This is a genomic window from Pseudomonas sp. S32, from assembly GCF_016648095.1.
GTDB lineage: Bacteria > Pseudomonadota > Gammaproteobacteria > Pseudomonadales > Pseudomonadaceae > Aquipseudomonas > Aquipseudomonas parafulva.
In genome coordinates, this window is the sequence record NZ_JACVVF010000008.1 from 43,301 (window position 1) to 67,957 (window position 24,657).

Genomic DNA, 24,657 nt, shown 5'->3' on the forward strand with positions numbered 1-24,657 from the left:
TCAGAGGATCCAGCTATGAGTAGCGGACGTATCGTTCAAATCATCGGCGCCGTCATCGACGTGGAATTCCCACGTGACGTCGTGCCGAGTGTTTACAACGCGCTGAAAGTACAAGGCGCGGAAACCACCCTGGAAGTTCAGCAGCAGCTGGGCGACGGCGTGGTTCGTACCATTGCGATGGGCTCGACCGAAGGTCTGAAGCGCGGTCTGGGCGTTGTCGATACCGGCGCGGCCATTTCGGTTCCAGTCGGCAAGGCCACCCTGGGCCGTATCATGGACGTCCTGGGTAACCCAATCGACGAAGCCGGCCCGATCGGTGAAGAAGAGCGTCGCGGTATCCACCAGCCAGCGCCTTCGTTCGCTGACCAGGCGGGCGGCAACGACCTGCTGGAAACCGGCATCAAGGTTATCGACCTGGTTTGCCCGTTCGCCAAGGGTGGTAAGGTTGGTCTGTTCGGTGGTGCCGGTGTCGGCAAGACCGTAAACATGATGGAACTGATCCGTAACATCGCCATGGAACACAGCGGTTATTCCGTGTTCGCGGGTGTGGGTGAGCGTACTCGTGAGGGTAACGACTTCTACCACGAGATGAAGGACTCCAACGTTCTCGACAAAGTAGCCTTGGTCTACGGTCAGATGAACGAGCCACCAGGAAACCGTCTGCGCGTAGCGCTGACCGGCCTGACCATGGCTGAGAAGTTCCGTGACGAGGGTAACGACGTTCTGCTGTTCGTCGACAACATCTACCGTTACACCCTGGCCGGTACCGAAGTATCCGCACTGCTGGGCCGTATGCCTTCGGCAGTAGGTTACCAGCCGACCCTGGCTGAAGAGATGGGCGTTCTGCAAGAGCGCATCACCTCCACCAAGGAAGGTTCGATTACCTCCGTTCAGGCCGTATACGTACCTGCGGACGACTTGACCGACCCATCGCCGGCGACCACCTTCGCCCACTTGGACGCCACCGTCGTTCTGTCCCGTGACATCGCCTCCCTGGGTATCTACCCAGCGGTCGACCCACTGGACTCGACTTCGCGCCAGCTGGACCCGAACGTGATCGGCAACGAGCACTACGACACCGCGCGTGGCGTTCAGTATGTTCTGCAGCGCTACAAAGAGCTGAAGGACATCATCGCGATCCTGGGTATGGACGAGCTGTCCGAGACCGACAAGCAACTGGTAGCCCGCGCTCGTAAGATCCAGCGCTTCCTGTCGCAGCCGTTCTTCGTAGCCGAAGTCTTCACCGGTTCGCCAGGCAAGTACGTTTCCCTGAAAGACACCATCGCTGGCTTCAGCGGCATCCTCAAAGGTGACTACGACCACCTGCCAGAACAAGCGTTCTACATGGTCGGCAGCATCGACGAAGCGATCGAGAAAGCCAAGAAACTGTAATTCCTGCGCCCCGCAAGGGGCGCTATCAGGTTGAGGCAAGCAGATGGCTATGACAGTCCATTGCGATATCGTCAGCGCGGAAGGAGAGATCTTCTCCGGTCTGGTCGAGATGGTGGTTGCGCACGGTAACCTGGGTGATCTTGGTATCGCTCCAGGCCACGCGCCGCTGATCACCAATCTGAAGCCAGGTCCGATCACGCTGACCAGGCAGGGTGGCGCCCAAGAGGTGTTCTACATCTCTGGTGGTTTCCTCGAGGTTCAGCCGAACATGGTCAAGGTGCTTGCCGATACCGTGCAACGTGCTGCAGACCTGGATGAAGCGCAGGCTCAGGAAGCCCTCAAGGCTGCCGAGAACGCCCTGAATCTGAAAGGCGCGGACTTCGACTACGGTGCCGCCGCCGCACGTCTGGCCGAGGCCGCAGCGCAGCTGCGTACCGTCCAGCAAATGCGCAGAGGCAAGTAATCGGCCCACGCTGATCACTGCTGTTGCGATTGAGTAAAAGGGTAGCCTCGGCTACCCTTTTTCTTTTTCCGAATTCCCCTCCGGTCATTTCACTGACCGCCCAGGATTGGTAGCCAGTCAATGTCACTCGATATCGTTATTCTCGCCGCCGGCCAAGGCACCCGCATGCGCTCGGCGCTGCCCAAGGTGTTGCACCCGGTAGCCGGCAACTCCATGCTCGGCCATGTTATCCACAGCGCCCGGCAGTTGCAGCCACAAGGCATTCATGTGGTGGTTGGCCACGGCGCCGAGTTGGTGCAGCAACGGCTGGCGAGTGACGACCTGAACTTCGTCATGCAGGACAAGCAACTGGGCACTGGCCATGCACTGGCACAGGCGCTGCCGGCCCTTACTGCCGATACGGTGCTGGTGCTTTACGGTGATGTGCCACTGATCGAAGTGCAGACCCTGCAACGGCTGCTGGCCAAGGCCAGTGAGCAGCGCCTGGGGCTGCTGACCGTCACGCTGCAGGACCCGACCGGCTATGGCCGGATCGTGCGCAACACTGACGGCAAGGTTACGGCCATCGTGGAGCACAAGGATGCCAGCGACGCGCAGAAGGCCATCAACGAGGGCAACACCGGCATCCTGGCCCTGCCTGCCGCACGTTTGGCTGACTGGATGGGCCGGTTGTCCAACAACAACGCCCAAGGCGAGTACTACCTCACTGACGTGATCGCCATGGCCGTGGCCGATGGCCTCGAGGTGGCCACCGAGCAGCCTCACGACCCCATGGAAGTGCAGGGCGCCAACGACCGCCGCCAGCTGGCAGAGCTTGAGCGTCACTACCAGTTGCGAGAAGGCCGTCGGCTCATGGCCCAAGGGGTCACCCTGCGTGATCCGGCGCGCTTTGATGTGCGCGGCGATGTGACCGTGGGCCGGGATGTGCTGATCGACATCAACGTCGTTCTTGAAGGCAAGGTGGTCATCGAGGATGACGTGCAGATTGGCCCGAACTGCGTGATCAAGGACAGCACCTTGCGCAAGGGCGTGATCATCAAGGCCAACAGCCACCTGGACGGCGCGGTGATGGGCGAGGGCAGTGATGCTGGCCCGTTCGCCCGTCTGCGCCCAGGCAGTGTGCTGGAGGCCAAGGCCCATGTGGGTAACTTCGTCGAGCTGAAGAACGCCCACCTGGGTGAAGGCGCCAAGGCGGGCCACCTGACCTACCTGGGCGATGCCGAGGTTGGCGCGCGTACCAACATCGGCGCCGGCACCATCACCTGCAACTACGACGGTGCCAACAAGTTCAAGACCGTGATGGGCGAGGACGTGTTCATCGGCTCCAACAATTCGCTGGTGGCACCGGTGGAAATCAAAGCCGGCGCAACCACTGCGGCAGGTTCCACCATCAATCAGGCCGTCGAGGCGGGTGAATTGGCCGTGGCACGTGCCCGACAGCGTAATATCAGCGGCTGGAAGCGGCCGGAGAAAATCAAGAAGAGCTGAGTTATCCACAGCCTTCTACGCCAAAGCCGATTTATGTGAATAAGTCGGCTTTTTTATTTCTGGGGTGCTGCATTACTTTTGGTCAGGAAATTTTATCCACACCTTGACGATCGCGCTGGCTTAGGTTTTGATTGCAACCATTATCTTTCGAAACGAAACTTAACAGCCCAATGTCGAAACGAAACACACCTCAGCGTCGGCACAACATCCTGGCTCTGCTCAGCGAGCACGGCGAGGTGACGGTCGATGCTCTCGCCAAGCGTTTCGATACCTCCGAAGTGACCATCCGCAAAGACTTGGCCGCGCTGGAGAGCAACGGGCTGTTGCTGCGTCGCTATGGTGGTGCCGTACCGGTACCGCAGGAGCTGCTGGTGGAACCGGCCCAGCCGGTGTCTGCCTACAAGCGGGCAATTGCCCGTGCGGCGGTAGGCCTTATTCGCGAGCATGCTCGCATCATCATCGACAGTGGCAGCACCACCGCGGCCATGATCCCTGAACTGGGGCGCCAGCCTGGGCTGGTGGTGATGACCAACTCGCTCAACGTGGCCCGCGCCATCAGCGAAATCGAGCACGAGCCGGTGTTGTTGATGACCGGTGGCACCTGGGACCCCCACTCGGAATCGTTCCAGGGCCAGGTGGCCGAGCAGGTGTTGCGGTCCTACGACTTCGACCAGTTGTTCATCGGTGCCGACGGCATCGACCTGAGCCGTGGCACCACCACGTTCAATGAACTGCTGGGTTTGAGCCGGGTGATGGCCGAAGTCGCCCGTGAAGTGATCGTGATGGTCGAGTCCGACAAGGTCGGGCGCAAGATCCCCAACCTCGAACTGCCCTGGAGCAGGGTGCACACCCTGATCACAGACGAACGCCTGCCCAGTGAGGCACGCCAACAAATTCAAGCCCGCGGCGTCAACCTGATCTGCGCCGCGATCAGCCAGGAGTAAATAGACATGTGTGGAATCGTGGGTGCAGTCGCCGAGCGCAACATCACCGCCATCCTGATCGAGGGCCTGAAGCGGCTGGAATACCGAGGGTACGACAGTGCAGGCCTGGCCGTGCTGACACAGGACGGCGAGCTGCAGCGTCGCCGCCGTATTGGCAAGGTCAGCGAGCTGGAAGCCGCTGTGGCGGCCGAGCCGGTTGCCGGGCGCCTGGGCATTGCCCATACCCGTTGGGCTACCCACGGCGCACCTACCGAAGGCAATGCACACCCCCATTTCTCTGGCCATGAAGTGGCTGTGGTGCACAACGGCATCATCGAGAACCACGAAGCGCTGCGCGAAGAGCTCAAGGGGCTGGGCTATGTGTTCGCATCGCAGACCGACACCGAAGTCATCGTCCACCTTATCCACCACACCCTCAAAAGCCTCCCGGACCTGGCCGACGCCCTCAAGGCAGCGGTCAAGCGCCTGCATGGCGCCTATGGCCTGGCGCTGATCAGCACCCACCAACCCGACCGCCTGGTGGCCGCGCGCAGCGGCAGCCCGCTGGTCATCGGCTTGGGCCTGGGTGAGAACTTCCTGGCGTCCGACCAACTGGCGCTGCGCCAGGTCACTGACCGCTTCATGTACCTTGAAGAAGGGGACATCGCCGAAATCCGCCGTGACCAGGTGCGCATCTGGGACCAGGGTGGCCGTGAGGTTCAGCGCGAAACCGTGCAGTACCACGAAGGGGCAGAAGCCGCTGACAAAGGCCAGTATCGCCACTTCATGCTCAAGGAAATCCACGAGCAACCGCGCGTGGTACAGCGCACCCTCGAAGGCCGCCTGGGCACTGACCACGTGCTGGTCCAGGCCTTCGGGCCACAGGCGGCCGAGCTGTTCGCCAAGGTGCGCAACGTGCAGATCGTGGCCTGCGGCACCAGCTACCACGCAGGTATGGTTGCCCGTTACTGGCTGGAAAGCCTGGCGGGGATCCCTTGCCAGGTAGAGGTCGCCAGCGAGTTCCGCTACCGCAAGGTGGTGGTGCAGCCCGACACGCTGTTCGTGTCCATCTCCCAGTCTGGTGAAACCGCCGACACCCTCGCGGCCCTGCGCAACGCCAAAGAGCTGGGCTTCCTCGGCAGCCTGGCCATCTGTAACGTCGGCATCAGCTCGCTGGTGCGTGAGTCGGACCTGACCCTGCTGACCCTGGCCGGCCCGGAAATCGGCGTGGCCTCCACCAAGGCCTTCACCACCCAGCTGGTGTCGCTGATGCTGCTGACCCTGGCCCTGGGCCAGGTGCGCGGCACTCTGGCGGCCGGCGTTGAGGCCGAGCTGGTTGAAGAACTACGTCGCCTGCCGGCCCGCCTGGGTGAAGCCCTGGCCATGGACGCTACCGTCGAAAAAATCGCCGAGCTGTTCGCCGACAAACACCACACCCTGTTCCTGGGCCGTGGTGCCCAGTACCCCGTTGCCATGGAGGGGGCACTGAAGCTGAAGGAAATCTCGTACATCCACGCCGAAGCCTACCCGGCCGGCGAGCTGAAACACGGCCCGCTGGCGCTGGTGGACAACGACATGCCGGTGGTTACCGTTGCGCCGAACAACGAACTGCTGGAAAAGCTCAAGTCCAACCTGCAGGAAGTACGTGCCCGCGGTGGTGAGCTGGTGGTGTTTGCCGACGAGCAGGCCGGGCTGAGCAATGGTGAAGGTACCCATGTGGTTCAGGTACCGCACATCGCCGATGCCCTGGCGCCGATCCTGTACACCATACCGCTGCAGTTGCTGTCGTATTACGTGGCTGTGCTCAAGGGGACTGATGTGGATCAGCCGCGGAATTTGGCGAAGTCGGTGACGGTGGAGTGATGGGGGGGTTGTTGGGATAAAACGTGGATTCTGAGAATTAAAACTGTCGCTGACGGAGGGAGCCTTAACTGGCTCCCTTCTTCGTAACGCACCTCCTCTCAGCTGTTGCGCTCACCGCAACCCTGTGTCGACGCTCATTCATGCCTCTCCAAATCCAAAACGATGAATCGGTTGCTTGTCTTAGACCTGCATGACGCAATGGTGGATGTCTTGGCCGGCGATGCTGTGGGGCGGTCTCGCTTTGCATTGGTGCATCCAGGCTTGACCGGCAAAGGCATGGCACCATGCCACCCTAAACACCGGTGCCACGAATGCGTCCTCCAGTGAAGCTATTTCAGGAGACGCAGAGTCATGGAAGGTCTATCTCGCCGTCGTCTGGTCGGCCTGGGCGCGGCGCTGCCGCTGCTCGGGCAAGTGAGCTGGGCGGCGCCGGCAGCCGCTGCTGGCGCCGCGGCGCCGGTGCGCCTGAACTACAACGAAAGCCCGTTCGGCCCCAGCGCGGCGGTCCAGGCGGCGATGCATCAGGGGGTCGCCGGCTGTGGCCGCTACCCGTATCCCCTGCAATATCAGCTGATCGAAGTGTTCGCGCGCCAGCAGGGCGTGGACGAGGATCAGGTGCAGGTGTTCTGCGGTTCGAAGCTGGCGTTGCAAAATGCGGTGCATGCTTTCATTGGCCCACGCAGCCTGGTGGTGCCTGAACCCTCCTACGAAGCCCCGACACAGACCGCCGAAGCGCGTGGCGCGACCGTGCACAGCGTGCCGCTGAATACGCAGCAGGCGCACGATGTCGACGCCATGCTGGCTGCCGACCCGAACCCTGGGCTGATCTACCTGTGCAACCCCAACAACCCCACCGGCAGCGTTACGCCTGCCGCAGACATCGAGCGCCTGTTGCGCAGGGCGCCGGCCGACAGTGTGATAGTGGTCGATGAGGCGTACATCCATTTCAGCGATGTGCCCAGTTGCATCCCGTTGGTCAAAGCCCACGCCAACCTGCTGGTGCTGCGCACGTTCTCCAAGCTGTACGGCATGGCCGGTGCCCGAGTCGGTCTGGCCATCGGCCAGGCGCCTCTGCTGGAGGCGCTGGAGAAGTTCGACGGCTACAACGTGGCCGCTGAGCCAAGTTTGCGTGGCGCGCTGGCCAGCCTTGAGGACGCGACCCTGGTGGCACGGCGCAAGCAGGGTAACCAGCAACTTCGTGACGCCACCGTGGCGCGGCTGACTGGTGCCGGCTGGTGCTGCACGGCGTCGCAGGCCAACTGTTTCATGGTAGATATACGCCGACCCGCCGAGGCAATTGTGGCGGCCCTCAAGGAGCAGAACGTGCTGGTCGGACGGGTGTGGCCGAGCTGGCCGACGTGGATCCGCGTCAGCGTAGGTGATGAGGCGCAGATGCGCCGCTTCGAAGACGCGTTTTTCCACGTGCTCGGCTAAGCGACCATCATCTGCGCTGCCGGGGTCTGCTAGGCAGCGCTGAGCAGCCTCTTCGATGAAGCGCGGGAGTCTTGATCCGGGTGCTCCATCGTTCAGTAGAGCCGTTGCCGCCACTTCGCGTGCGGCAACGGCTTTACCTTCGCGGATACTTCAGTATTTCCAGCTCACGGTCGCCATCAAATTCCGCGGCGCGCCATAGTTCGTAGAGCCTGCCGACTGATACAACGACAACAGGTACTTCCGGTCTGTCACGTTATTCAAGTTCAAACCCAGACTCCAATGCTCATCCACCTCGTAACTCGCCATCAGGTCCACCAGCGCATACGCCGCTTGGTTAACCCTGCTGTTGGTATCCAGCTCGGTTCCACTCTGCCACTGAACTCGCGTGCCCACTTTGGCCTTCGGCAGCGCCGGCAGGCGATAGGTCAGGCTCCCGCGCAGTGAATGGGTAGGAATGTATTTGCGGGCATGTTCGCCTTCGTCGTTCTCGATATCCACATAGGTGTAGCCGCCTGACAAATCCAGACCCGTCAGCACTTCACCCGAAACGCCCAACTCCACCCCGCGGCTCTTGAAGTTGGTGCCACGGTACAGGTACTGACCACCCACGATCTCGCCGGTCAGCTCCGCCACGTTGTCCTGCTCGGTCTTGAAAGCCGCCGCCGTCAACGTCAGGCGATCATCCAATAGCAACCCTTTCAGCCCGATTTCCAGGCTTTTGCCATCGAGTGGCTCGACCACACCGCCGCTAGTGCTGCGCACGTACTGCGGTTTGAAGATTTTGGTCCAGCTGGTGTACAGGCTCCATTGTGGCGTCAGGTCGTAGACCAGGCCGGTATAGGGCGTGACCTTGCCATGCACGCGGGTGTCGTGGGGCGAGCCGTAGCCTGCGCCGTCGCCATCTGCGCTAAGCATGCGTGCGCCGGCTATCCAGTGCAGGTCATCGGCCACGCTGAAGCGTGCGCCGGCGAACAGGCTCTTTTGCCGGTCGGTGAACAGCTGGGTGTTGACGTCGTCGGTGTAGTCGAATGCTGGCTGCACCACGTTTCCGGCCAGGGCATCGGCGAGGCTGGCGGTTATGTAGCCGGCCTGGCTGAAGTAGTGGCCGCGCTCATTATGATGGGTGCGGCCATAGTTGGCGCCGACGGTCAACTCGTGCTCACGCCCTAGAAACGCGAAAGGCCCGGACAGCTTCGCTTCGCCGGTCACCTGATGCTCGGTGCTCGTGGTGCGATTGACATAGGCAAGCACACTGTCCGGCGTGAACGGGATGGCATAGAGCATCTTGGTATCGGAGTCCTGCTTCATCCCGGTCAAGGTCAGCGTGCTGTTCCAACCGTTATCGAAGGCATGGGTTAGCTCGGCGAATGCGCGCTGCGTGTGTACGTCCCAGTAGGTCCAGGGTTGCCCAACGCTGGAGCTGCGGCTGCCGTAATGGATGCGATTGCCCGCGTAGTCCGCGATTGGCAGGGCGCCCCAGGTGCTGCCGTTGGAATAGCTGTTCTGCTGGGTGAAACCCACCGTCAGGGTGTCGGCGTCGGTCAGGTCGATGGCCAGCAGGCCGGCGGCGACGTTGACCTCGTGGCCGTATTGGTCGAGGTAGGAGTTGCCTTTGTCATGGGATGTGACGAAGCGCCCGCGTACATTGCCGCTTTCGGTTAGCGGGCCGGAGAGGTCCAGGGCCAATCGACGGTTGTCCCAGGAACCGATGCTTGAGTCGACACGGGCCTGAAAAGTGTCAGTAGGGCGTTTGCGCACCAAGTTGACCGTAGCCGACGGGTCCCCCGTGCCGCTCATCAGGCCATTGGCGCCGTGTAGCACATCCACCTGTTCGAATTCGGTCATGTCCTGATCGCCGACCAGCACACCGCCGGAGAACGGCAGGCTCATGCCGTCGAACTCGAAGTTCTCAATCTTGAAGCCGCGCGAGGTGAACGCTGTACGGTCAGTCTCGAACTGCTCGACGGTGACCGAGGGCGCGTTACGCAGCGCATCCTTGACGCTGTTGAGCTTGAAGTCGTCGATCTGCTCGCGGGTCACCACCGTGATGGCTTGCGGCGTTTGTTTATCGGTCAGGCCCAGGCGGGTGGTGCTGGAAGCGGCTTCGCCCCGGTAGCTACGCGACGGGCTGATGCTGCCGGCTAGCTGTTGCTGTATTTGTGTAGGGGCCAGCATGACTTGGTTGCCTGCGCTCGAGGCCTGAGTCGGCACCAGGTACAAGGTCACCGCGTCGGTGCGTGAGAAGTTGTAGCCGCTGCCTTGCAGCAACTGGCTCAGGGCTTCTTCGACTGAATACCGGCCCACCACGCGTGGGCTGCGCAGCGTAGCGTCGAGGTTGCCATCGAGCATGATGTTCTGGCCCGACTGCTGGCTGAATTCCAGCAGTGCCTGGCGCAGCGGTTGGGCCGGAATGTCTACTGCCAGCTTTTGCATCGCCGTAGCGGCCGCCGGTGTCTTGGTACCCTGCGCATGCGCCGTACCCACAAGCAGGCTGCATGCCAGTGCCGTGCTCAAAGCGCTGCGCTGCCAGCGGCCATCGGGTCGGAAAAAGGGGGAGTGGTGCAGGGCCATTGCGGGTGTTCCTCGAGTAGGGCGCAGAATGCGAATACCAATCACTCAGGCGAAGACGCATGACCGCGCGCTATTTCTGGAGGCTCGGTGAGTTATTTTTGCGAAGGTGCGATCAGGCCGGGTAGATCAGCGTGACCAGGTCGGTATAACGCTGGGTGCGTATTGCCAGCGCAGTGGTCATGGCGTCAAGCATCTGCTCGGGTTTGTCGAGGTTGAGAATCAGGCTCACCCGCCGCGTTCCCAGTTGCTCATCCATGATGAAGATGCGGCCATGGCGCCAGCGCTGCAATTGCTCGACCACACTGGCCAACGGTTTATCGAAGAACACCAGGCGCCCGCTACGCCAGGCGAGCATCTGTTCCAGCTCAGCGTGCTGGATGGGCCCTGTGTTGTCATCAGTGAAACGCAGCGACAACCCTTCACCAATGTCCGTGCGCTGGTTGGCGGTGACTACACTGGCCGTTTTTCGGCTGACCGCCAGAAGCGCTGACGAGGGGTCGCAGGACAAACAGAACTCGCCGTCAGCGGCCAACACCTGGCCGTAGGGTGTGTTGACCTTGAACTCACCGCTGGCGCTGGGTTGCACGGCAAAATAGGCTTCGCCCTGTAACAGCTCTACCGAGCGCTTGCCGGCGGAGAAATCCAGGTTCAACGCGGTGTTGCCAGCCAACTCCACTGTCGAACCATCGGGCAGCGCGAGGTTACGGCGCTCGCCAATGCCGCTGCGAACGTCGGCAAACAACGAGCCCCCGCCGGTAAACCACCATACCGAAGTCGGCGCTGTGACGGCCACCGCGCTGGCGGCGATGCCCATGCCTACAAAGCGTCGCCGTGACAGCGTCGCAGCTGGCTTGGGCACCGGTGGCACGGGTGGCTGGAGTTGCGCGGTCGCTGCCCATAGCTGTTCGAGCTGAACGTAGGCGATGCGGTGCCGGGGGTCGGCATCAAGCCAGGCGCCCAGGCGCTCGCGCTCGGTGTCGGTGGGCTCGCCGCCGTGTATCAGAGCGAACCAACGGCTTGCCTCGTGACTGATGTCATCGGCATGCAGCGGTGGAGCCTGGGGTGGTTCGGCGCTCATAGGGATGGCAATGGGCTGCGGTAGGCACGGGCGGCAGAGTGTAATGCAACGCGGCGATGCGCGCCTGCAGCTTGGGAGGGCGAGATGCTCATTCGGTCATTCCGCTTTTCAGCAGGTCCAGCGCACGCACCATGCGGCTGTAGGCGGTTTGCGCAGGAATGCCCAGGCGCTGGCTGATTTCGGCGTAGGTCAAGCCCTCTACGCGTACCAGCAGAAACACTTCGCGGCATGGGGCTGGCATGTTGGCAATTACCGCGCTCAGCGCGGCCAGTTGCTGGTGGGCAATTGCAGCCTGCTCAAGGGTTGGGGTGGCAGGCTCGGAGATCGCCGCAGCCTGCTCGTCCAACGGCTTGGCGTTGCGGTGTGACTGGCGCCGCGTGTGATCGATGAACAGGTTGCGTGCAGCGGAAAACAGGTAGGCCCGGAAGTTGCCGATGGGGGTACGGGTCATCTGCTCGGACAAGCGGATGAAGGTGTCCTGGGTCAGATCGGCGGCGGTTTCCTTACAGCGCAAGCGGCGGTCCAGGTAGTCCTGGATTTCGCCGCGATGGGCGAGGTACAACGCTTTGAGATCTGAACCGGACATGAAAGCGGCCTTGTTACGCGGGGAGCAGACGCAGGAAAATAGCACAAAAGAGAATCATTTACGCTTATGTGGCAGGGCCCAGCCGCCCCCTTCCGATAGTTGGCGAATCCCTTAATAACGGCGGTTGCTCATCAACTCGCCAAGTACCTGGTTAGGAATGCGAAACGGCACCGAGGTATGGTCTTCACCGGCTTCGACCCGAAAACCTGTGCGCAGCCCTGTGGCGGATAACGCCTGCAATCGGTAGGACAAGGCTTGAGCGTGGTCGATCATCTGCACGGAGTCACGCTCGCCCATGACGATGCTCAGGCTGGTTTGGGTCAGCAGGAGTTGCCCTGCCAATGCACGTTGGGTGAAGGCCCGCTCGGGCGCCAGCAAGTGCTGGTCGCGCCACCAGAGGCTTGGGCTCACCGCGACCACGTGCTGGAACAGCGTGGGCCGGGTGAAAAGCGCGTAGATACCGAGCATGCCGCCGAACGAGTGCCCGACCAGGCTGCGTTGGTCGGGGTCGACCTTGAAGCGTTCGGCCACCTTGGGCATGAGCCGTTGCTCGATGAAATCAAGAAAAAGGTCCTGCCCACCCTGGGGCGGGTTATTGCGTTCTGGCGGCGCGGGGGGCGTCAGGTCGAAGGCTCTGCGCGTAAAGTCCAGCGGCGTATCGCTCGGATAGCCGATGGCAACCAGGATAGCGCCGCGTAAGTTTGCTTGCGCCCGTTTGGCAGCATGAAAGGTGGGAAAGTAGGCATTGCCGTCGAGCAGGTAGATCACCGGGTAGCCCCCGGTGTAGGGCACATTGCCTTCGGGCAGGCTGATCATGATGCGATACGTACGGCCAGTGGCGCTTTGCATCTGCCATTGTTCGGTACCGTCCAGTGTGACGGGGTCGGCGTGGCCGAGCGAGGCGGTAGCGAACAGGTAAAGCACCAGCAGAGTGAAGAGGCGTCGAGACATGGCTTCGGGCGCGATTCCGAGTATGGGGGGAAGTGCTCGTTTGCCCCTGCCTACAAGGTGTGGACTGAAGGGGTACTAGTAAGACGGCTCAGGTGCCAGATTTTCTGAAGCTAAGGCACGTTGCGTCAGGCGATGGGTTGAAAGGCTGTTTTCGTGGTTGTGCCATCATGCAAACCTTTCCATCAATCATGCTCAAGCTGCACATACTCCAGCATCTTCTGGCTCCCATCCAGAATATCCGCACAGATCGCCTCCCGGGCGGCAGCCCCGTCCTTGTTCTTTAGCGCCGCCAGCACTTCCCAGTGATGGTCGATGGCCATGCGTTCATTGAAGCTGCCATACGCCCGCGCAATCAACGGCCCTGTGCGCATCCACAGGCCATCCAGCAGGCTGGACAGCATCGGCATGTCGGCTATTTCGGTGAGCGCATAGTGGAATTCATGGTTGTGGGTAAGTGCGGCCGCCAGGTGGTTGGCCTGGATCGCAGCCAGGTTGTCCTCGATACAGCTTTCGAGCCGTTCGAGCTGTGGCGTTGTCACGTGCGCGGCTGCTGTTTCGGCCGCCAGGCCTTCGAGGGAAAGGCGGATACGGCGGATTTCCAGAAACTGCTTGGAGGTCAGCATCGGGACGCGGATGTCCCTGGGCGTTTTGAGAACCAGCGCCTGCTCCTTGGCCAGTTGCAGAATCGCATCCCGTACCGGCGTAACGCTGGTGCCCAGTTGCTCGGCCAGGTCGCGAATACGCAGCCTGTCGTTGGGCTGGAAGCGACCGGTAATCAACGCCTCGCGTAACAGGCCATAGATGCCGCTGCCCAAGTAGGAGTGTTTCAGGTTCTCGATGGGGTAGTTCATTGCTTACTCGTGTACGGCACAGGACCGGCGGCGGAGGGGAACCTTCCACGGCAGATTATCGAATAACTCAAACATGTTGCCCACCATTCACATGTATTTCTGCACCGTTCACGTAAGACGCCCCGTGGGTACACAGGAAATGCACCAGCGCTGCGACTTCCTCCGGTTTACCCATGCGCTTCATCGGGATCGAACGCTCAACGATCAGCTCGGTGCCTGCAGACAGGATCGACGTGTCGATTTCACCGGGTGCTATGGCGTTGACCCTTACGCCGTGCTGGCCGAAATCATGGGCCATTTCACGGGTGAGTGCAGACAGCGCCGCCTTGGAACAGGCATAGGCAACGCCTGCAAAGGGGTGTACCCGGGAGCCTGCGATGGAGGTGACGTTGATGACCGAACCCTTTGCAGCCTTCAGTTCCTCGAACAGCCCGCGGGCGAGCAGGGCGGTGGAGAACAGGTTGACGTTGAACACGTTCAGCCAGGTGGTGTAGTCGGACTCCAGCACACCCAGGCGCTCGCCGTGCTCGCCCTTGGGTGAAATGCCGGCGTTGTTCACCAACGCGTCCAGGCGGCCACCCAGTTTTTCGCGGATCTCCGGCAGCCTGGCCTGGACGTCCTCGATGTTGCCCAGGTCGAGGTGAATGTGGTTTGCGAGGCCTTCAGCCCATGGGCAGCCTTCGCCAAGGTCCTGGCGAGAGGCGGTGAAGACTCGCCAGCCAGCCGCGTTGAAGTGCTTAACCGTCGCGTGGCCGATGCCGCGGCTGGCGCCGGTGAGTAACAAGGTGCGGGGTTCGGTCATGGTGGCGTCCTTTCGGTGATGAGTGGGAAGAGCATAGCGTAAAAATATGATGCATCATATTTTGATTGTGGTTAAATGACTCGCCCTCCACTGGGAGGCGCACTGCCTGATCTGTTTGCTGCCACTACAAAAAAACTGCCATCCCTTGAAGCTGCCCACGACCTCGTAGCTCACCTGGAGAGACGCATGAACAAGAAAATCGCAGCGGTACTGATACTTGGAACACTCGCAGGCCCCCTCAGCGCCGCTGAGAGGCTAACCGTGGTGTCCTTTGGCGGGAATAACCGCCAGGCCCAGGAAAAGGCCTTCTACCAACCCTTCACCGCACAGTACGCCACCCCCATTACGGCAGATGACTACAACGGCGAAATGGCCAAGATCAAAGTCATGGCCGATACCGGCAAAACCAGCTGGGATGTGGTGGAAGTGGAGTCGCCCGAGCTGATTCGCGGGTGCAGTGAAGGCCTGTTCGAGCCTTTGGATTGGGGGCGGATAGGCAAGAAAGAAGACTTCATCCCCGCTGCGGTAAGCGATTGTGGGGTGGGTATTTTCATCTGGTCGACTGTCCTCACATTCGACCCCAAAAAAGTCGCCTCGGCGCCCCAGGGCTGGGCCGACTTCTGGGATGTGAAGAAGTACCCGGGCAAGCGCGGCCTGCGCCGGGGTGCCAAGTTCACCTTGGAATTTGCCCTGATTGCCGATGGGGTCCCCCTGAAGGACCTGTACCAGGTGCTGGGAACGGAAGCCGGTGTGCAGCGCGCGTTCAAGAAGCTGGACCAGATTAAGCCCAATATCCAGTGGTGGGATTCCGGTGCACAGCCTCTGCAATGGTTGGTATCCGGTGATGTGGTAATGACCTCGGCCTACAACGGCCGGGTGACGTCGGCCCAGGACGAGGGCCAGTCATTTGCCATGCAGTGGAACGGCAGCCTGTACGACCTGGACCACTGGGCAATTGTGAAAGGCAGCCCGAAAAAAGCCCTGGCAGAAACGTTCATTGCCTTTGCAAGTGAACCTGTGCAACAGAAGCATTTCGTCGAAGCCATTCCCTACGGGCCAAGCAACAGGCATGCGGTAGAGCTGGTAGACAGAAAAGTCGGCGACAAATTGCCAACCGCGCCAGACAACCTCAAGAACGCCCGGGCTACGGATGCCGAGTTCTGGATCGACCATGGCGAAGACCTGGAAGAGCGCTTCAACGCCTGGGTCAACAAGTAATGCATGATGGCGCCTGCGGGGCGGGCGCCGGTTTCGCGCCAGATAAGGGGTAGGGTTATGCCGCTCGAAAATTTCGCAATCGATGACAGCTTGCTGGAAGTCGCCCCGGCGCACGTCAGTGATGCCCAGGCGGGCGAGGTGCTGCATCGGCACTTCGGCTTAAGCGGCACGCTCGAAAAACTTGGCGGTGAAAGAGACCTGAATTTTCGGGTGCTACTGCCTGACGGGGCATCCCGCTTGCTGAAGCTTTCCCATCCGCTGGAAAACCCTGACGTTGTCGATTTTCATAATCAGGCAATGCGCTGCATCGCCTTGCGTGACCCTGCCTTGCCTGTGCAGCGCGTACACACCTCACTGGCCGGGGAGCACTTCGTGCGCGTCGAAGCCAACGGTCAACGCATGCTGGCCCGGCTTCTGTCATTCGTCGACGGTATGCAACTGCACCGGGTAGGCCGCACTACCCAAACGTTTCGTCGGTCGTTGGGGGCGTCTCTCGCCCGCCTGGATGTTGCGCTGGAAGGTTTCGATCACCCGGCTGCCCGCCACACGTTGCTCTGGGACATGCAACACGCGGCGCACCTGCGGCCCCTGCTTGCCCATCTCGAACCGGGGCAAGGTCGCGCGCTGGTGGAGCAGAGCCTGGATCAGTTCGAAGCACGGGTGGTGCCGACGATGGCTGGGCTGCGCAGGCAAGTTATCCACAACGACATGAACCCCCACAACATCATCGTGGATGCTGACAACCCGGATATATTGCGCAACATCCTCGACTTCGGAGACATGGTCCACGCGCCCCTGATCAATGAAGTGGCTGTGGCGGCTTCGTACCATCTTGGCCACGATGGCGACGCCCTGGCGCCGGCGCTGGATGTCATTGCCGCGTATCATCAGCACAACCCGCTTGCCCGCGAAGAGCTGCAACTGCTGCCTGAGCTGCTGCGCACCCGGCTGGCATCGGCCCTGTGCATAAATTCATGGCGTGCGCAGCTGCACCCGGAAAACCGCGCCTATATCCACCGTAACTCCCAGCGTGCTTGGGCGAACCTTGCATCGATCGCGGCCCTGCCGCGGGCGGAGATCGAAAACCGAATACTGGCGGCCTGCAGCCGGGAGGGCAGGGCATGAGCATTGTCAATGGCTTCACCCCAGACGATGCGGCGCGGCTCACGGAGCAGGAGCGGCGCCTTGTAGAACGTCGTGAACGCTTGCTGGGCCCTGCCTACAGGTTGTTCTACGAACGGCCGCTGCACACGGTGCGAGGCGAGGGCGTGTGGCTGTTCGATGAACAGGGCCGTCGCTACCTGGATGCCTACAACAACGTTGCATCAATTGGGCACTGCCACCCGCGCGTGGTGGAGGCAATGCATCGCCAGGCCCAGCAGCTCAACACCCATACACGCTATTTGCAGGAGGGCATTCTCGACTACGCCGAGCAGCTGCTGGGGACCTTCCCGAGTGACTTGGACCGGGTAATGTTCACCTGTACCGGCAGTGAAGCGAACGACCTGGCACTGCGCATGGCCAGGCACTATACCGGCGGTACCGGCATCATCATCACCCAGTTTGCCTATCACGGTGTTACCGGCGATGTGGCCGAGCTGTCGCCCTCGCTGGGTCGCGGTATGATGTTGCCCAGCCATGTGCGCACCGTCAGGGCGCCGGATGCCTACCGGCTGGGTGCTGACAACGTTTCCGCGTTGTTTGAAGCCGACATAAAGGCAGCCATCCAGGACATGCAAGCACACGGCATACGCCCTGCCGCCATCGTGATGGATGGCATTTTCTCCAGTGACGGTGTACTGGTTGGGCCCGCGGGCTTCATGGCCGCGGGCATTGCAGCGGCCCAGGCCGAAGGCTTGCTGTATATCGCCGACGAAGTTCAGCCAGGCTTCGCTCGCACCGGGTTGGACATGTGGGGCTTCATGCGCCATGGCGTGCAGCCGGATATGGTCACGCTGGGCAAGCCCATGGGCAACGGGCAACCCATTGCTGGCCTGGTGGGGCGCAGTGAGGTGGTCGATTGCTTTGGCAGGCACATGCGCTATTTCAACACCTTTGGGGGCAACCCGGTGTCGTGCGCGGCGGGTAAGGCGGTGCTGGATGTTATTCAGGAGCAGAACCTGCAGCAGCAGTCGCACGCTATTGGCGGCTACCTGCTTGAGGGGTTGTCCCGGCTTGCGCAGCGGCATGCGTGCATGGGCGACGTGCGCGGCGCGGGGATGTTCCTGGGTGTCGAGTTGGTGACCGACCGCGTTACCCGGCAGCCGGCAGCCGAGCAGGCTCGGAAGGTGGTTAACAGCATGCGGGAAAAGGGTGTGCTGATCAGTGCCTCAGGGCCACTGGAAAACGTGCTCAAGATCAGACCGCTGCTGACCTATACCAAAGACCATGCAGACATGTTGATTGAGGCGGTGGACACGGCCATGGCGGATATCGGCTGACGTTAGCTGCTTTGAACTGATGAAGAGAGCATTCTGGGAGCCCCTTACGGGGCGCATGTGCTCGGCCAATATCAGGCTCATTACAGTCATTATTAGTTATGATATAACGTTTGCCGCTAAAGCAGGCCCAGACCTGCGCCGCCCGCACTTTCATCTTTGCAGCCCAGGAGCTCCCATGCGATTCACCCCGGCCTCCCTCGCCATGTTCACGGTGATGTTCTCCCCTGAACTGTTCGCCGACCAGATCGGCAACTCGACCATCACCCTTGGCGAGGTGAACATCACCCAAAATGCGGGGGTGGCGCTGAGCACCGAACATGTACTCACCTCGGTGGATGTGCTGGGTGGCGACCAGGTGCAGGAAAAGAACGTCATGAACAGCTGGCAGTTGCTGGGCCAGATGCCTGGTATTCAGCTCACGGAAACGGGGCAGGGCGCCGAGTCTGGCAAGGTCACGTTCCGTGCATTCAATGGCGAGGGCTACATCAACGGCATCAAGACCCTCATCGACGGCATTCCCAGCAACGTGAACAGCGGCAACCAGCGCTTCATCGACATGATCTTCCCGCTGGATATCGACTACATCGAAGTGGTGCGCGGTACCAACGACCCGCGTTACGGCCTGCACAACATTGCCGGCAACATCAACTTCGCCACCCGCCAGGGTGGCAACTACGTTGATAGCCGGGTTACCTACGGCAGCTTCGACACCCGCGAAATACAGCTGGCGGTCGGGCACGAAGAAGGCAACGTTGCCCAGAACTACATACTCGCCAAGCAGGACAGTGACGGTTACCGCGACCACAGCCAGTCCAACAAGTACGCACTGGGCGGTAAGTGGTTCGTCAGCAATGATGAACAGAACTTCCGCATTGGGCTGATTGCACGGCTGTACCATCACCAGGCTGAAGAGCCGGGTTTTCTGACCCGCGAACAGATGCACGCCAGCCGTACCCAGTCGCCCGAAAAAAATGCCAACGATGGCGATGACCGGGACATGAAGCACCTCAGCCTGCACGCCGACTGGCAGATCAACGACGACCTCAACCTGAGCAGCAAGCTGTACTTCAACAGCTACAACGACGATCGCACCATCACCTTTACAGACTATCGGCCAGGCAATGCGCCGCGCCAGCGCCGGCAGTGGGACGAGCAGCAAACCGGGGTGCTCAACAACCTCACCTGGCGCATCAACGACCTGCTCACCCTCGATGGCGGCATCAATTACGAAGAGCAGGACAACACTTACAGGCGCCTGCGCTACAGCTTCGGTATCCCTACCGATTTCGATGTAAAGCCGGCCCGGGTGCAGAATGACGACAGCTATACCCTGCGCAATATCGGCGGCTATGTGCAGGCTGTGATCCAGCCAACCGAGTCACTGAAGATCATCCCGGCCATGCGCGTGGACAAGTTCTCTGGCAACACCGAGCTGCTCGGGGGCGCAAAAGCGCCCTTGCAGGACTACGGCTGGATCCGCCAACCCAAGCTCAGCGTGATCTACAGCCTTACCCCCGATATCGACCTGTACGCCAACTGGGGGCGCACCTTCCAGATTCTGACGGGCTCTACCCCGCCCGCTTATATGACGCCAGGCCAGGCTTCTTACGACCCTTCGATCAACACCGGCAAGGAAGTCGGTATCAAGTTCCGCCCATTCGAAGGCGCCCAGGCCCGGGTTGCACTTTGGCAACAGGATGCCACCGACGAAGTGGCCAACATGCCGAGTACGGGCACTACCGTAGGGTTGGGTGAAACGCGCCGGCGGGGGGTAGACATGCAGATCACCGCGCAACTGGATGAACAGTGGACGGTCTGGGCTTCTCACGCCATTCAGGAGGCAAAGGTGGTGAAGGCCTACTCTGCGTCCGGCCAGTCGCTGTCTGGCAATGAAGTGTTCTCTACCCCCCGTTACATCAGCAATGTGGGCGTGGACTACCGCTATAACGATGACTGGAAGTTCGGCGTGCAAGGGCGGGCCCAGGGCAGCTACTACATCGATGAGCTGAACGAGCAGGGCAAATACGGTGGCTTCGTGGTTGCAGATGCCAGCGTCAGCTATCGCATAACGCCTGCCACCAGCGTCGACCTGCAGGTGAAAAACCTGTTTGACCGCCAGTACGAGTATGTCTGGTACGACAATTTCTTCTGGGGCGGTGATGACCAGGCCATGTTCTCCCCTGCACCGGGCCGCTCTGCATTCGTGTCGCTCAACATGAAGCTTTAGGCGCCAGTGCTCACCTACGCCCTTCGTTTAACAGAAACTTCCTGCCAATGAACTACGCTATGCCGGTGGCTTTCGAAATGACATGGGTCTTCCCCTGCACAGGGGACGGGAGGGTGCTTCATGTTTGCTCAACTTCCACCGGCATTGCAGCATCTGCATCTGCCATTGCGCCTCAAGCTGTGGGACGGCAACTACTTTGACCTTGGGCCCAGCCCTCAGGTGACTATCCTGGTCAAGGAGCCACAGCTGATTACTCAGCTGACGCATCCAAGCATGAATGAGCTGGGTACTGCCTTCGTCGAAGGCAAGCTCGAACTGGAGGGCGACATTGCCGAAGCCATCCGGGTGTGTGACGAGCTCAGTGAAGCCTTGCTGGGTGGTGAGGATGAGCGTATTCCCCAGCGGCTGGCCCACGACAAGGATACCGACGCCGAGGCGATCTCCTACCACTACGATGTTTCCAACGCGTTCTACGCGCTGTGGCTGGACCCGGACATGGTGTATTCCTGTGCCTATTTCCGTGAGCCGGACAACACGTTGCAGCAGGCCCAGCAGGACAAGTTCGACCATATCTGCCGCAAGCTGCGCCTGGGTGCAGGTGAATATCTGCTGGATGTCGGCTGCGGCTGGGGTGGCCTGGCCCGCTTCGCGGCGCGGGAGTACGGCGCGAAGGTATTCGGCATAACCTTGAGCAAAGAGCAGCTCAAACTTGGGCGGCAGCGCGTGGAGGACGAGGGCCTGGGCGACCAGGTCGACCTGCAGATTCTGGATTACCGGGATTTACCTCAGGACGGTCGCTTCGACAAGGTCGTGAGTGTGGGCATGTTCGAGCACGTGGGGCACGCCAACTTGCCGTTGTATTCCCAGACGCTATTCAATGCGGTACGTGAAGGCGGCCTGGTAATGAACCATGGCATCACGGCCAAGCATGTGGATGGTCGGCCTGTAGGACGGGGGGCGGGTGAGTTCATCGACCGCTACGTATTCCCCCATGGGGAGCTGCCGCACTTGTCGATGATTACGGCCAGCGTGTGCGAAGCGGGGCTTGAGGTGGTGGATGTCGAGAGCTTGCGCATGCACTACGCCAAGACCTTGCACCACTGGAGCGAGAACCTGGAAAACCAGCTGCACAATGCCGCTGCGTTGGTCCCGGAAAAAACCCTGCGTATCTGGCGGCTGTACCTGGCAGGTTGTGCCTATGCCTTCGAAAAGGACTGGATCAACCTGCACCAGATACTGGCAGTGAAGCCCTACGCAGATGGGCACCACGACCTGCCCTGGACCCGCGAACACCTGTATCGCTGACTACAGTCCAAACCGGGCGACCCCGACCGAAATGGCAGGGTCGCCCTGGTTGTGTATGGCGCTTACAGAACGGGTGAAATCAGGCGCGCAATGCGCATGCCCAACTGCTGCACCCGGTGAGTGGTCCGGCTGTCTTCGGCGGTGATCTCCCGTGCTTGTGCAAAGTCGTCATTGAGCATCTGCTCGACCTTGTCGGCGAAGTCACGGTCCACGGTCAGCAAGGTAATTTCAAAATTAAGGCGGAACGAACGGTTGTCCAGGTTGGCGCTGCCTATCGCGCTGATCTCGTCATCCACCAGCACTACTTTCTGATGCAGAAACCCCGGCTGATAACGGAACATGCGCACACCCGCGCGCACTGCTTCGAACGCGAACAGGCTGGAGGCCGCGTAGACCACACGGTGGTCCGGGCGGGACGGGATCAGTACCCGCACGTCCACACCCCGCAACACCGCCAGGCGCAGCGCGGCGAACACCGCCTCGTCGGGTACGAAGTAGGGGCTGGTGATCCAGACCCGCCGGGTGGCGGAGTGGATCGCTTCCAGGAAGAACAGCGCGCAGGTCTCCTGCGAGTCGGCCGGGCCGCTGGCAAGGGCCTGGCAGAGCACGCCGTTATCGGGGTAGGTATCCAGCAGAATCAACGGCGGTAGCTGGCGGGTGGCCCAGTACCAGTCTTCGGCAAACGATTCCTGCAGGCAGGCCAGCACGGGCCCGCTGATGCGTACGTGCGTATCCCGCCAGGGTGACAGCTTGGGGTCGGCCCCCAGGTATTCGTCACCGACGTTGTGCCCGCCGATGAAGCCCACCACGCCGTCCACCACGACGATCTTGCGATGGTTGCGGAAGTTGACCTGCAAGCGGTTGAACCAGCCTCGACGTGTGGCAAAGGCATGGATCTGTACACCACCTTCGCGCAACCGCTGGCTGTAACTCGCCGGCAAAGCGTGGCTGCCTACCCGGTCGTACAGCACGAACACCTTCACGCCATCGGCAGCCTTGCGCAGCAACAGCGCTTGCAACGCTTTACCCAAGGCGTCGTTGTGGATGATGAAGAACTGTACCAGTACGACTTCCTTGGCCTTCTCGATGGCTTCGAAGATCGCATCGAAGGTTTGCTTGCCATCAATCAGCAACTCCACCTGGTTATTGGCCAGGCATGGCATGCGGCTGAGCTTGGGCATCGCCCTTAGCGCGGCATAGCTGGCCGAGGCGCGGGCAGCTAGCGCTTCTTCAACCCACGGTCGCCAGTTCAGGCTGGCCATTGCCACATGCATCTCCTGATTGGCCTGGCGCCTGGCCTTGATGTAGGCGTAGAACGAGCGGGCACCGAATATCAGGTAAGGGATCAACGTGAAGTACGGGATGAAAAACAGCGGCATCGCCCAGGCGATCGCACCTTGGGCAGTGCGCACGGTAAACAGCGCGTGCAGCGCGGCAACGATCCCCAACAGGTGAACAACACCCAAGAGGTAACCGAAGAAGTAGGGGCTGTGGTAATCCATATGCATCCTGCTTATTGAATACACCTTAGGTAACAGAACACGTTCCGGGTTCGCCTGCAACAACCGCTTATTTTTAGCGTCTAAGCGGGATATTGTCCGGGTCGTCCGGCTTTTTCAGGAGCGTTTGTCCATGAAGATTCGTCTGCCGCTGTTGGCGTTGGCCCTTGGTTTGAGCAGTGCCGGTGCGCAGGCCCAGATGCTGCAACCGGGTTTGTGGGAGTTGACCACCAGCAACATGCAGGTGGACGGTAAACCGCTACCCGATATGGAATTCATGCTCAGCCAGTTGAAAAACCTGCCACCCGAGCAACGGGCAATGATGGAAGGTGTGTTGGCCAAACAGGGCGTTACCGTGGGCGGTAAAGGGGTGCGCTCTTGCCTGACCCCGCAGCAAGTGGCAACCAACGACATCCCCTTGCAGGACCCCAAGTCCGGCTGCACGCAGAAAATCACCGACCGCTCGGGCAACGTCTGGAAATTTCAGTTCAGCTGCCCCAAAGCCCAAGGCAGCGGTCAGGCCACCTTCCTCAGTGACAGGGAATTCACCACGCAGGTGAACGGTACCTTTAATGCCTCAGGGGTGCAGCAGCAGGGCAGCATGAATACCCGCGCTGTATGGCTGGGCAACGATTGCGGCGCGGTCAAGCCTCGCACCTGACCTCCCAGCCCCACTGGCTTGTCGCCACAGCGTCGTGGGCATGCAGGCTTTCTGCATGCTCCACGCGTACCTTGAACGCGCTGCTCCACGGCGCCTGCTTCAATGTTTCATGCAGCCTCCGTGCGGCGTCTTCGCAGAACATCAGGTTTTGGCCATTGGCCAATGCGAACGCTTGCTCATCAGCACGCTTTACCGCTGTTTGCACGGCAGTACCCAGGCTGGTCTCCACCTGATCGATCAGCTCGGTGATGGGTAACGTCGCCTGGTTACTCCGCAGCCTGACTTGAATCTTGGCCAGGCTTCTTTGGCTATGGGGGGTTGCAACGATGCCCTCTGCCGTGCCCAGCCACCTCAGTACCGCTTCCCGGTCCACGTGCTCAGCCGTGAATGTGGCTTGGAACTGCTGCTGGATGAGTTGTCTGGCCAACGCCGCCGAGCATGGGCAGGTGGACGAGTAGGGGACTGACACGGATAGTTCCACGTGGAACATTTCGTTTTCGATACGCGCATTCACCTCTACTTCGTAGCTCTTCCAGCCAGCCAGCGGGCTAACCAGTGCAGATCTTTTCAGCAAATGCTCGAAGCGTAGGCGGATGTAACTCGCGGATGAAAGCCCCTCATGGCTCGTGAGGAAGTCGGCCAGCAAACGTCGTAGGGCGACGGGCGTCAACGGCACCTGCTCCAGAGATTCCAGCGCCAGGTAAAGCCGCGACATGTGAATGCCTCTGGAGCTGCCATCCACCAGGCTTACTCCCGCGTCGATCTTTGCAGCTGCCGTACGCCCTTCGAAGGCGATGGGCAAAGCGATGCCGCACATGCCTACCCAATCCAACGGCTGGGAGTGGTCCAGGTTCTGTGCGGCGATATCGGGTAGCTTCAGCTGAGTCATTGGGTATTCCAGAAA

Annotated in this window: 20 protein-coding genes; 12 read left to right on the plus strand and 8 right to left on the minus strand. The window is 60.8% G+C overall.

What is annotated here, in order from left to right:
• Positions 1–15 precede the first annotated feature (15 nt).
• The 6 genes from atpD (at position 16) to ptaA (ending at position 7,563) form a co-directional block, all read left to right on the plus strand.
• Complete coding sequence (gene atpD, locus IAE38_RS06490) at positions 16–1,392, plus strand: F0F1 ATP synthase subunit beta (protein ID WP_028632807.1); 1,377 nt, start codon at positions 16–18, stop codon at positions 1,390–1,392.
• A 43-nt stretch (positions 1,393–1,435) separates the two neighbouring features.
• Complete coding sequence (locus IAE38_RS06495) at positions 1,436–1,855, plus strand: F0F1 ATP synthase subunit epsilon (protein WP_028632808.1); 420 nt, start codon at positions 1,436–1,438, stop codon at positions 1,853–1,855.
• A gap of 120 nt (positions 1,856–1,975) precedes the next feature.
• Entirely contained in the window at positions 1,976–3,343 is a 1,368-nt protein-coding gene (gene glmU / locus IAE38_RS06500) for a bifunctional UDP-N-acetylglucosamine diphosphorylase/glucosamine-1-phosphate N-acetyltransferase GlmU (protein WP_201216669.1), read from the plus strand.
• Between the two features lie 170 nt (positions 3,344–3,513).
• Positions 3,514–4,287 carry a DeoR/GlpR family DNA-binding transcription regulator gene (locus tag IAE38_RS06505; RefSeq protein ID WP_060480963.1) on the plus strand — a complete coding sequence of 258 codons (774 nt, stop codon included), beginning with the start codon at positions 3,514–3,516 and terminating at the stop codon, positions 4,285–4,287.
• A gap of 6 nt (positions 4,288–4,293) precedes the next feature.
• Positions 4,294–6,129, plus strand: coding sequence for a glutamine--fructose-6-phosphate transaminase (isomerizing) (gene glmS, locus IAE38_RS06510; RefSeq protein ID WP_201216670.1), 1,836 nt, complete (start codon positions 4,294–4,296; stop codon positions 6,127–6,129).
• Between the two features lie 351 nt (positions 6,130–6,480).
• On the plus strand, positions 6,481–7,563 hold the full coding sequence (ptaA, locus tag IAE38_RS06515) for a pyoverdine biosynthesis transaminase PtaA (protein ID WP_201216672.1): 1,083 nt from the start codon (positions 6,481–6,483) through the stop codon (positions 7,561–7,563).
• Between the two features lie 150 nt (positions 7,564–7,713).
• On the opposite strand, the gene IAE38_RS06520 is transcribed toward ptaA, so the two are convergent.
• The 6 genes from IAE38_RS06520 to IAE38_RS06545 all read right to left on the minus strand — a co-directional run bounded on the left by IAE38_RS06520 (position 7,714) and on the right by IAE38_RS06545 (position 14,402).
• On the minus strand, positions 7,714–10,134 hold the full coding sequence (locus IAE38_RS06520) for a TonB-dependent siderophore receptor (protein WP_201216674.1): 2,421 nt from the start codon (positions 10,132–10,134) through the stop codon (positions 7,714–7,716).
• A 112-nt stretch (positions 10,135–10,246) separates the two neighbouring features.
• Positions 10,247–11,212, minus strand: coding sequence for a FecR family protein (locus IAE38_RS06525; protein ID WP_201162541.1), 966 nt, complete (start codon positions 11,210–11,212; stop codon positions 10,247–10,249).
• An 88-nt stretch (positions 11,213–11,300) separates the two neighbouring features.
• Positions 11,301–11,798 carry an RNA polymerase sigma factor gene (locus IAE38_RS06530; RefSeq protein ID WP_201216677.1) on the minus strand — a complete coding sequence of 166 codons (498 nt, stop codon included), beginning with the start codon at positions 11,796–11,798 and terminating at the stop codon, positions 11,301–11,303.
• 111 nt (positions 11,799–11,909) lie between these two features.
• Positions 11,910–12,749 carry an alpha/beta hydrolase gene (locus IAE38_RS06535; RefSeq protein ID WP_201162543.1) on the minus strand — a complete coding sequence of 280 codons (840 nt, stop codon included), beginning with the start codon at positions 12,747–12,749 and terminating at the stop codon, positions 11,910–11,912.
• Positions 12,750–12,931: 182 nt separating this feature from the next.
• A complete protein-coding gene (locus tag IAE38_RS06540; RefSeq protein WP_060480952.1) occupies positions 12,932–13,600 on the minus strand; it encodes a GntR family transcriptional regulator in 669 nt (222 codons plus the stop codon).
• Positions 13,601–13,667: 67 nt separating this feature from the next.
• Positions 13,668–14,402: an SDR family NAD(P)-dependent oxidoreductase gene (locus IAE38_RS06545; RefSeq protein ID WP_201162544.1), complete on the minus strand. Its 735-nt coding sequence runs from the start codon at positions 14,400–14,402 to the stop codon at positions 13,668–13,670.
• Between the two features lie 186 nt (positions 14,403–14,588).
• On the opposite strand from IAE38_RS06545, the gene IAE38_RS06550 reads away from it, so the two are divergent.
• The 5 genes from IAE38_RS06550 (at position 14,589) to cfaB (ending at position 21,593) form a co-directional block, all read left to right on the plus strand.
• Positions 14,589–15,620, plus strand: coding sequence for an ABC transporter substrate-binding protein (locus tag IAE38_RS06550; protein ID WP_028632823.1), 1,032 nt, complete (start codon positions 14,589–14,591; stop codon positions 15,618–15,620).
• A gap of 57 nt (positions 15,621–15,677) precedes the next feature.
• A complete protein-coding gene (locus tag IAE38_RS06555) occupies positions 15,678–16,745 on the plus strand; it encodes a phosphotransferase (protein WP_201216679.1) in 1,068 nt (355 codons plus the stop codon).
• The gene (locus IAE38_RS06560) at positions 16,742–18,061 is read left to right on the plus strand and encodes an aspartate aminotransferase family protein (protein WP_201216681.1); all 1,320 of its coding nucleotides are present in this window, start codon (positions 16,742–16,744) and stop codon (positions 18,059–18,061) included. Before IAE38_RS06555 ends, IAE38_RS06560 begins: the two co-directional genes overlap by 4 nt.
• A 175-nt stretch (positions 18,062–18,236) precedes the next feature.
• Complete coding sequence (locus tag IAE38_RS06565) at positions 18,237–20,288, plus strand: TonB-dependent receptor (protein ID WP_201216683.1); 2,052 nt, start codon at positions 18,237–18,239, stop codon at positions 20,286–20,288.
• Between the two features lie 120 nt (positions 20,289–20,408).
• Positions 20,409–21,593 carry a C17 cyclopropane fatty acid synthase CfaB gene (gene cfaB / locus IAE38_RS06570; protein WP_201216685.1) on the plus strand — a complete coding sequence of 395 codons (1,185 nt, stop codon included), beginning with the start codon at positions 20,409–20,411 and terminating at the stop codon, positions 21,591–21,593.
• 62 nt (positions 21,594–21,655) lie between these two features.
• On the opposite strand, the gene cls is transcribed toward cfaB, so the two are convergent.
• A complete protein-coding gene (gene cls / locus IAE38_RS06575) occupies positions 21,656–23,095 on the minus strand; it encodes a cardiolipin synthase (protein ID WP_201216686.1) in 1,440 nt (479 codons plus the stop codon).
• 130 nt (positions 23,096–23,225) lie between these two features.
• On the opposite strand from cls, the gene IAE38_RS06580 reads away from it, so the two are divergent.
• Positions 23,226–23,753 carry a DUF3617 domain-containing protein gene (locus IAE38_RS06580; RefSeq protein ID WP_201162557.1) on the plus strand — a complete coding sequence of 176 codons (528 nt, stop codon included), beginning with the start codon at positions 23,226–23,228 and terminating at the stop codon, positions 23,751–23,753.
• Here the strand turns inward: IAE38_RS06580 and folE2 are convergent.
• Entirely contained in the window at positions 23,737–24,642 is a 906-nt protein-coding gene (gene folE2, locus IAE38_RS06585) for a GTP cyclohydrolase FolE2 (RefSeq protein ID WP_201216688.1), read from the minus strand. The genes IAE38_RS06580 and folE2 overlap by 17 nt on opposite strands.
• Positions 24,643–24,657: the final 15 nt, after the last annotated feature.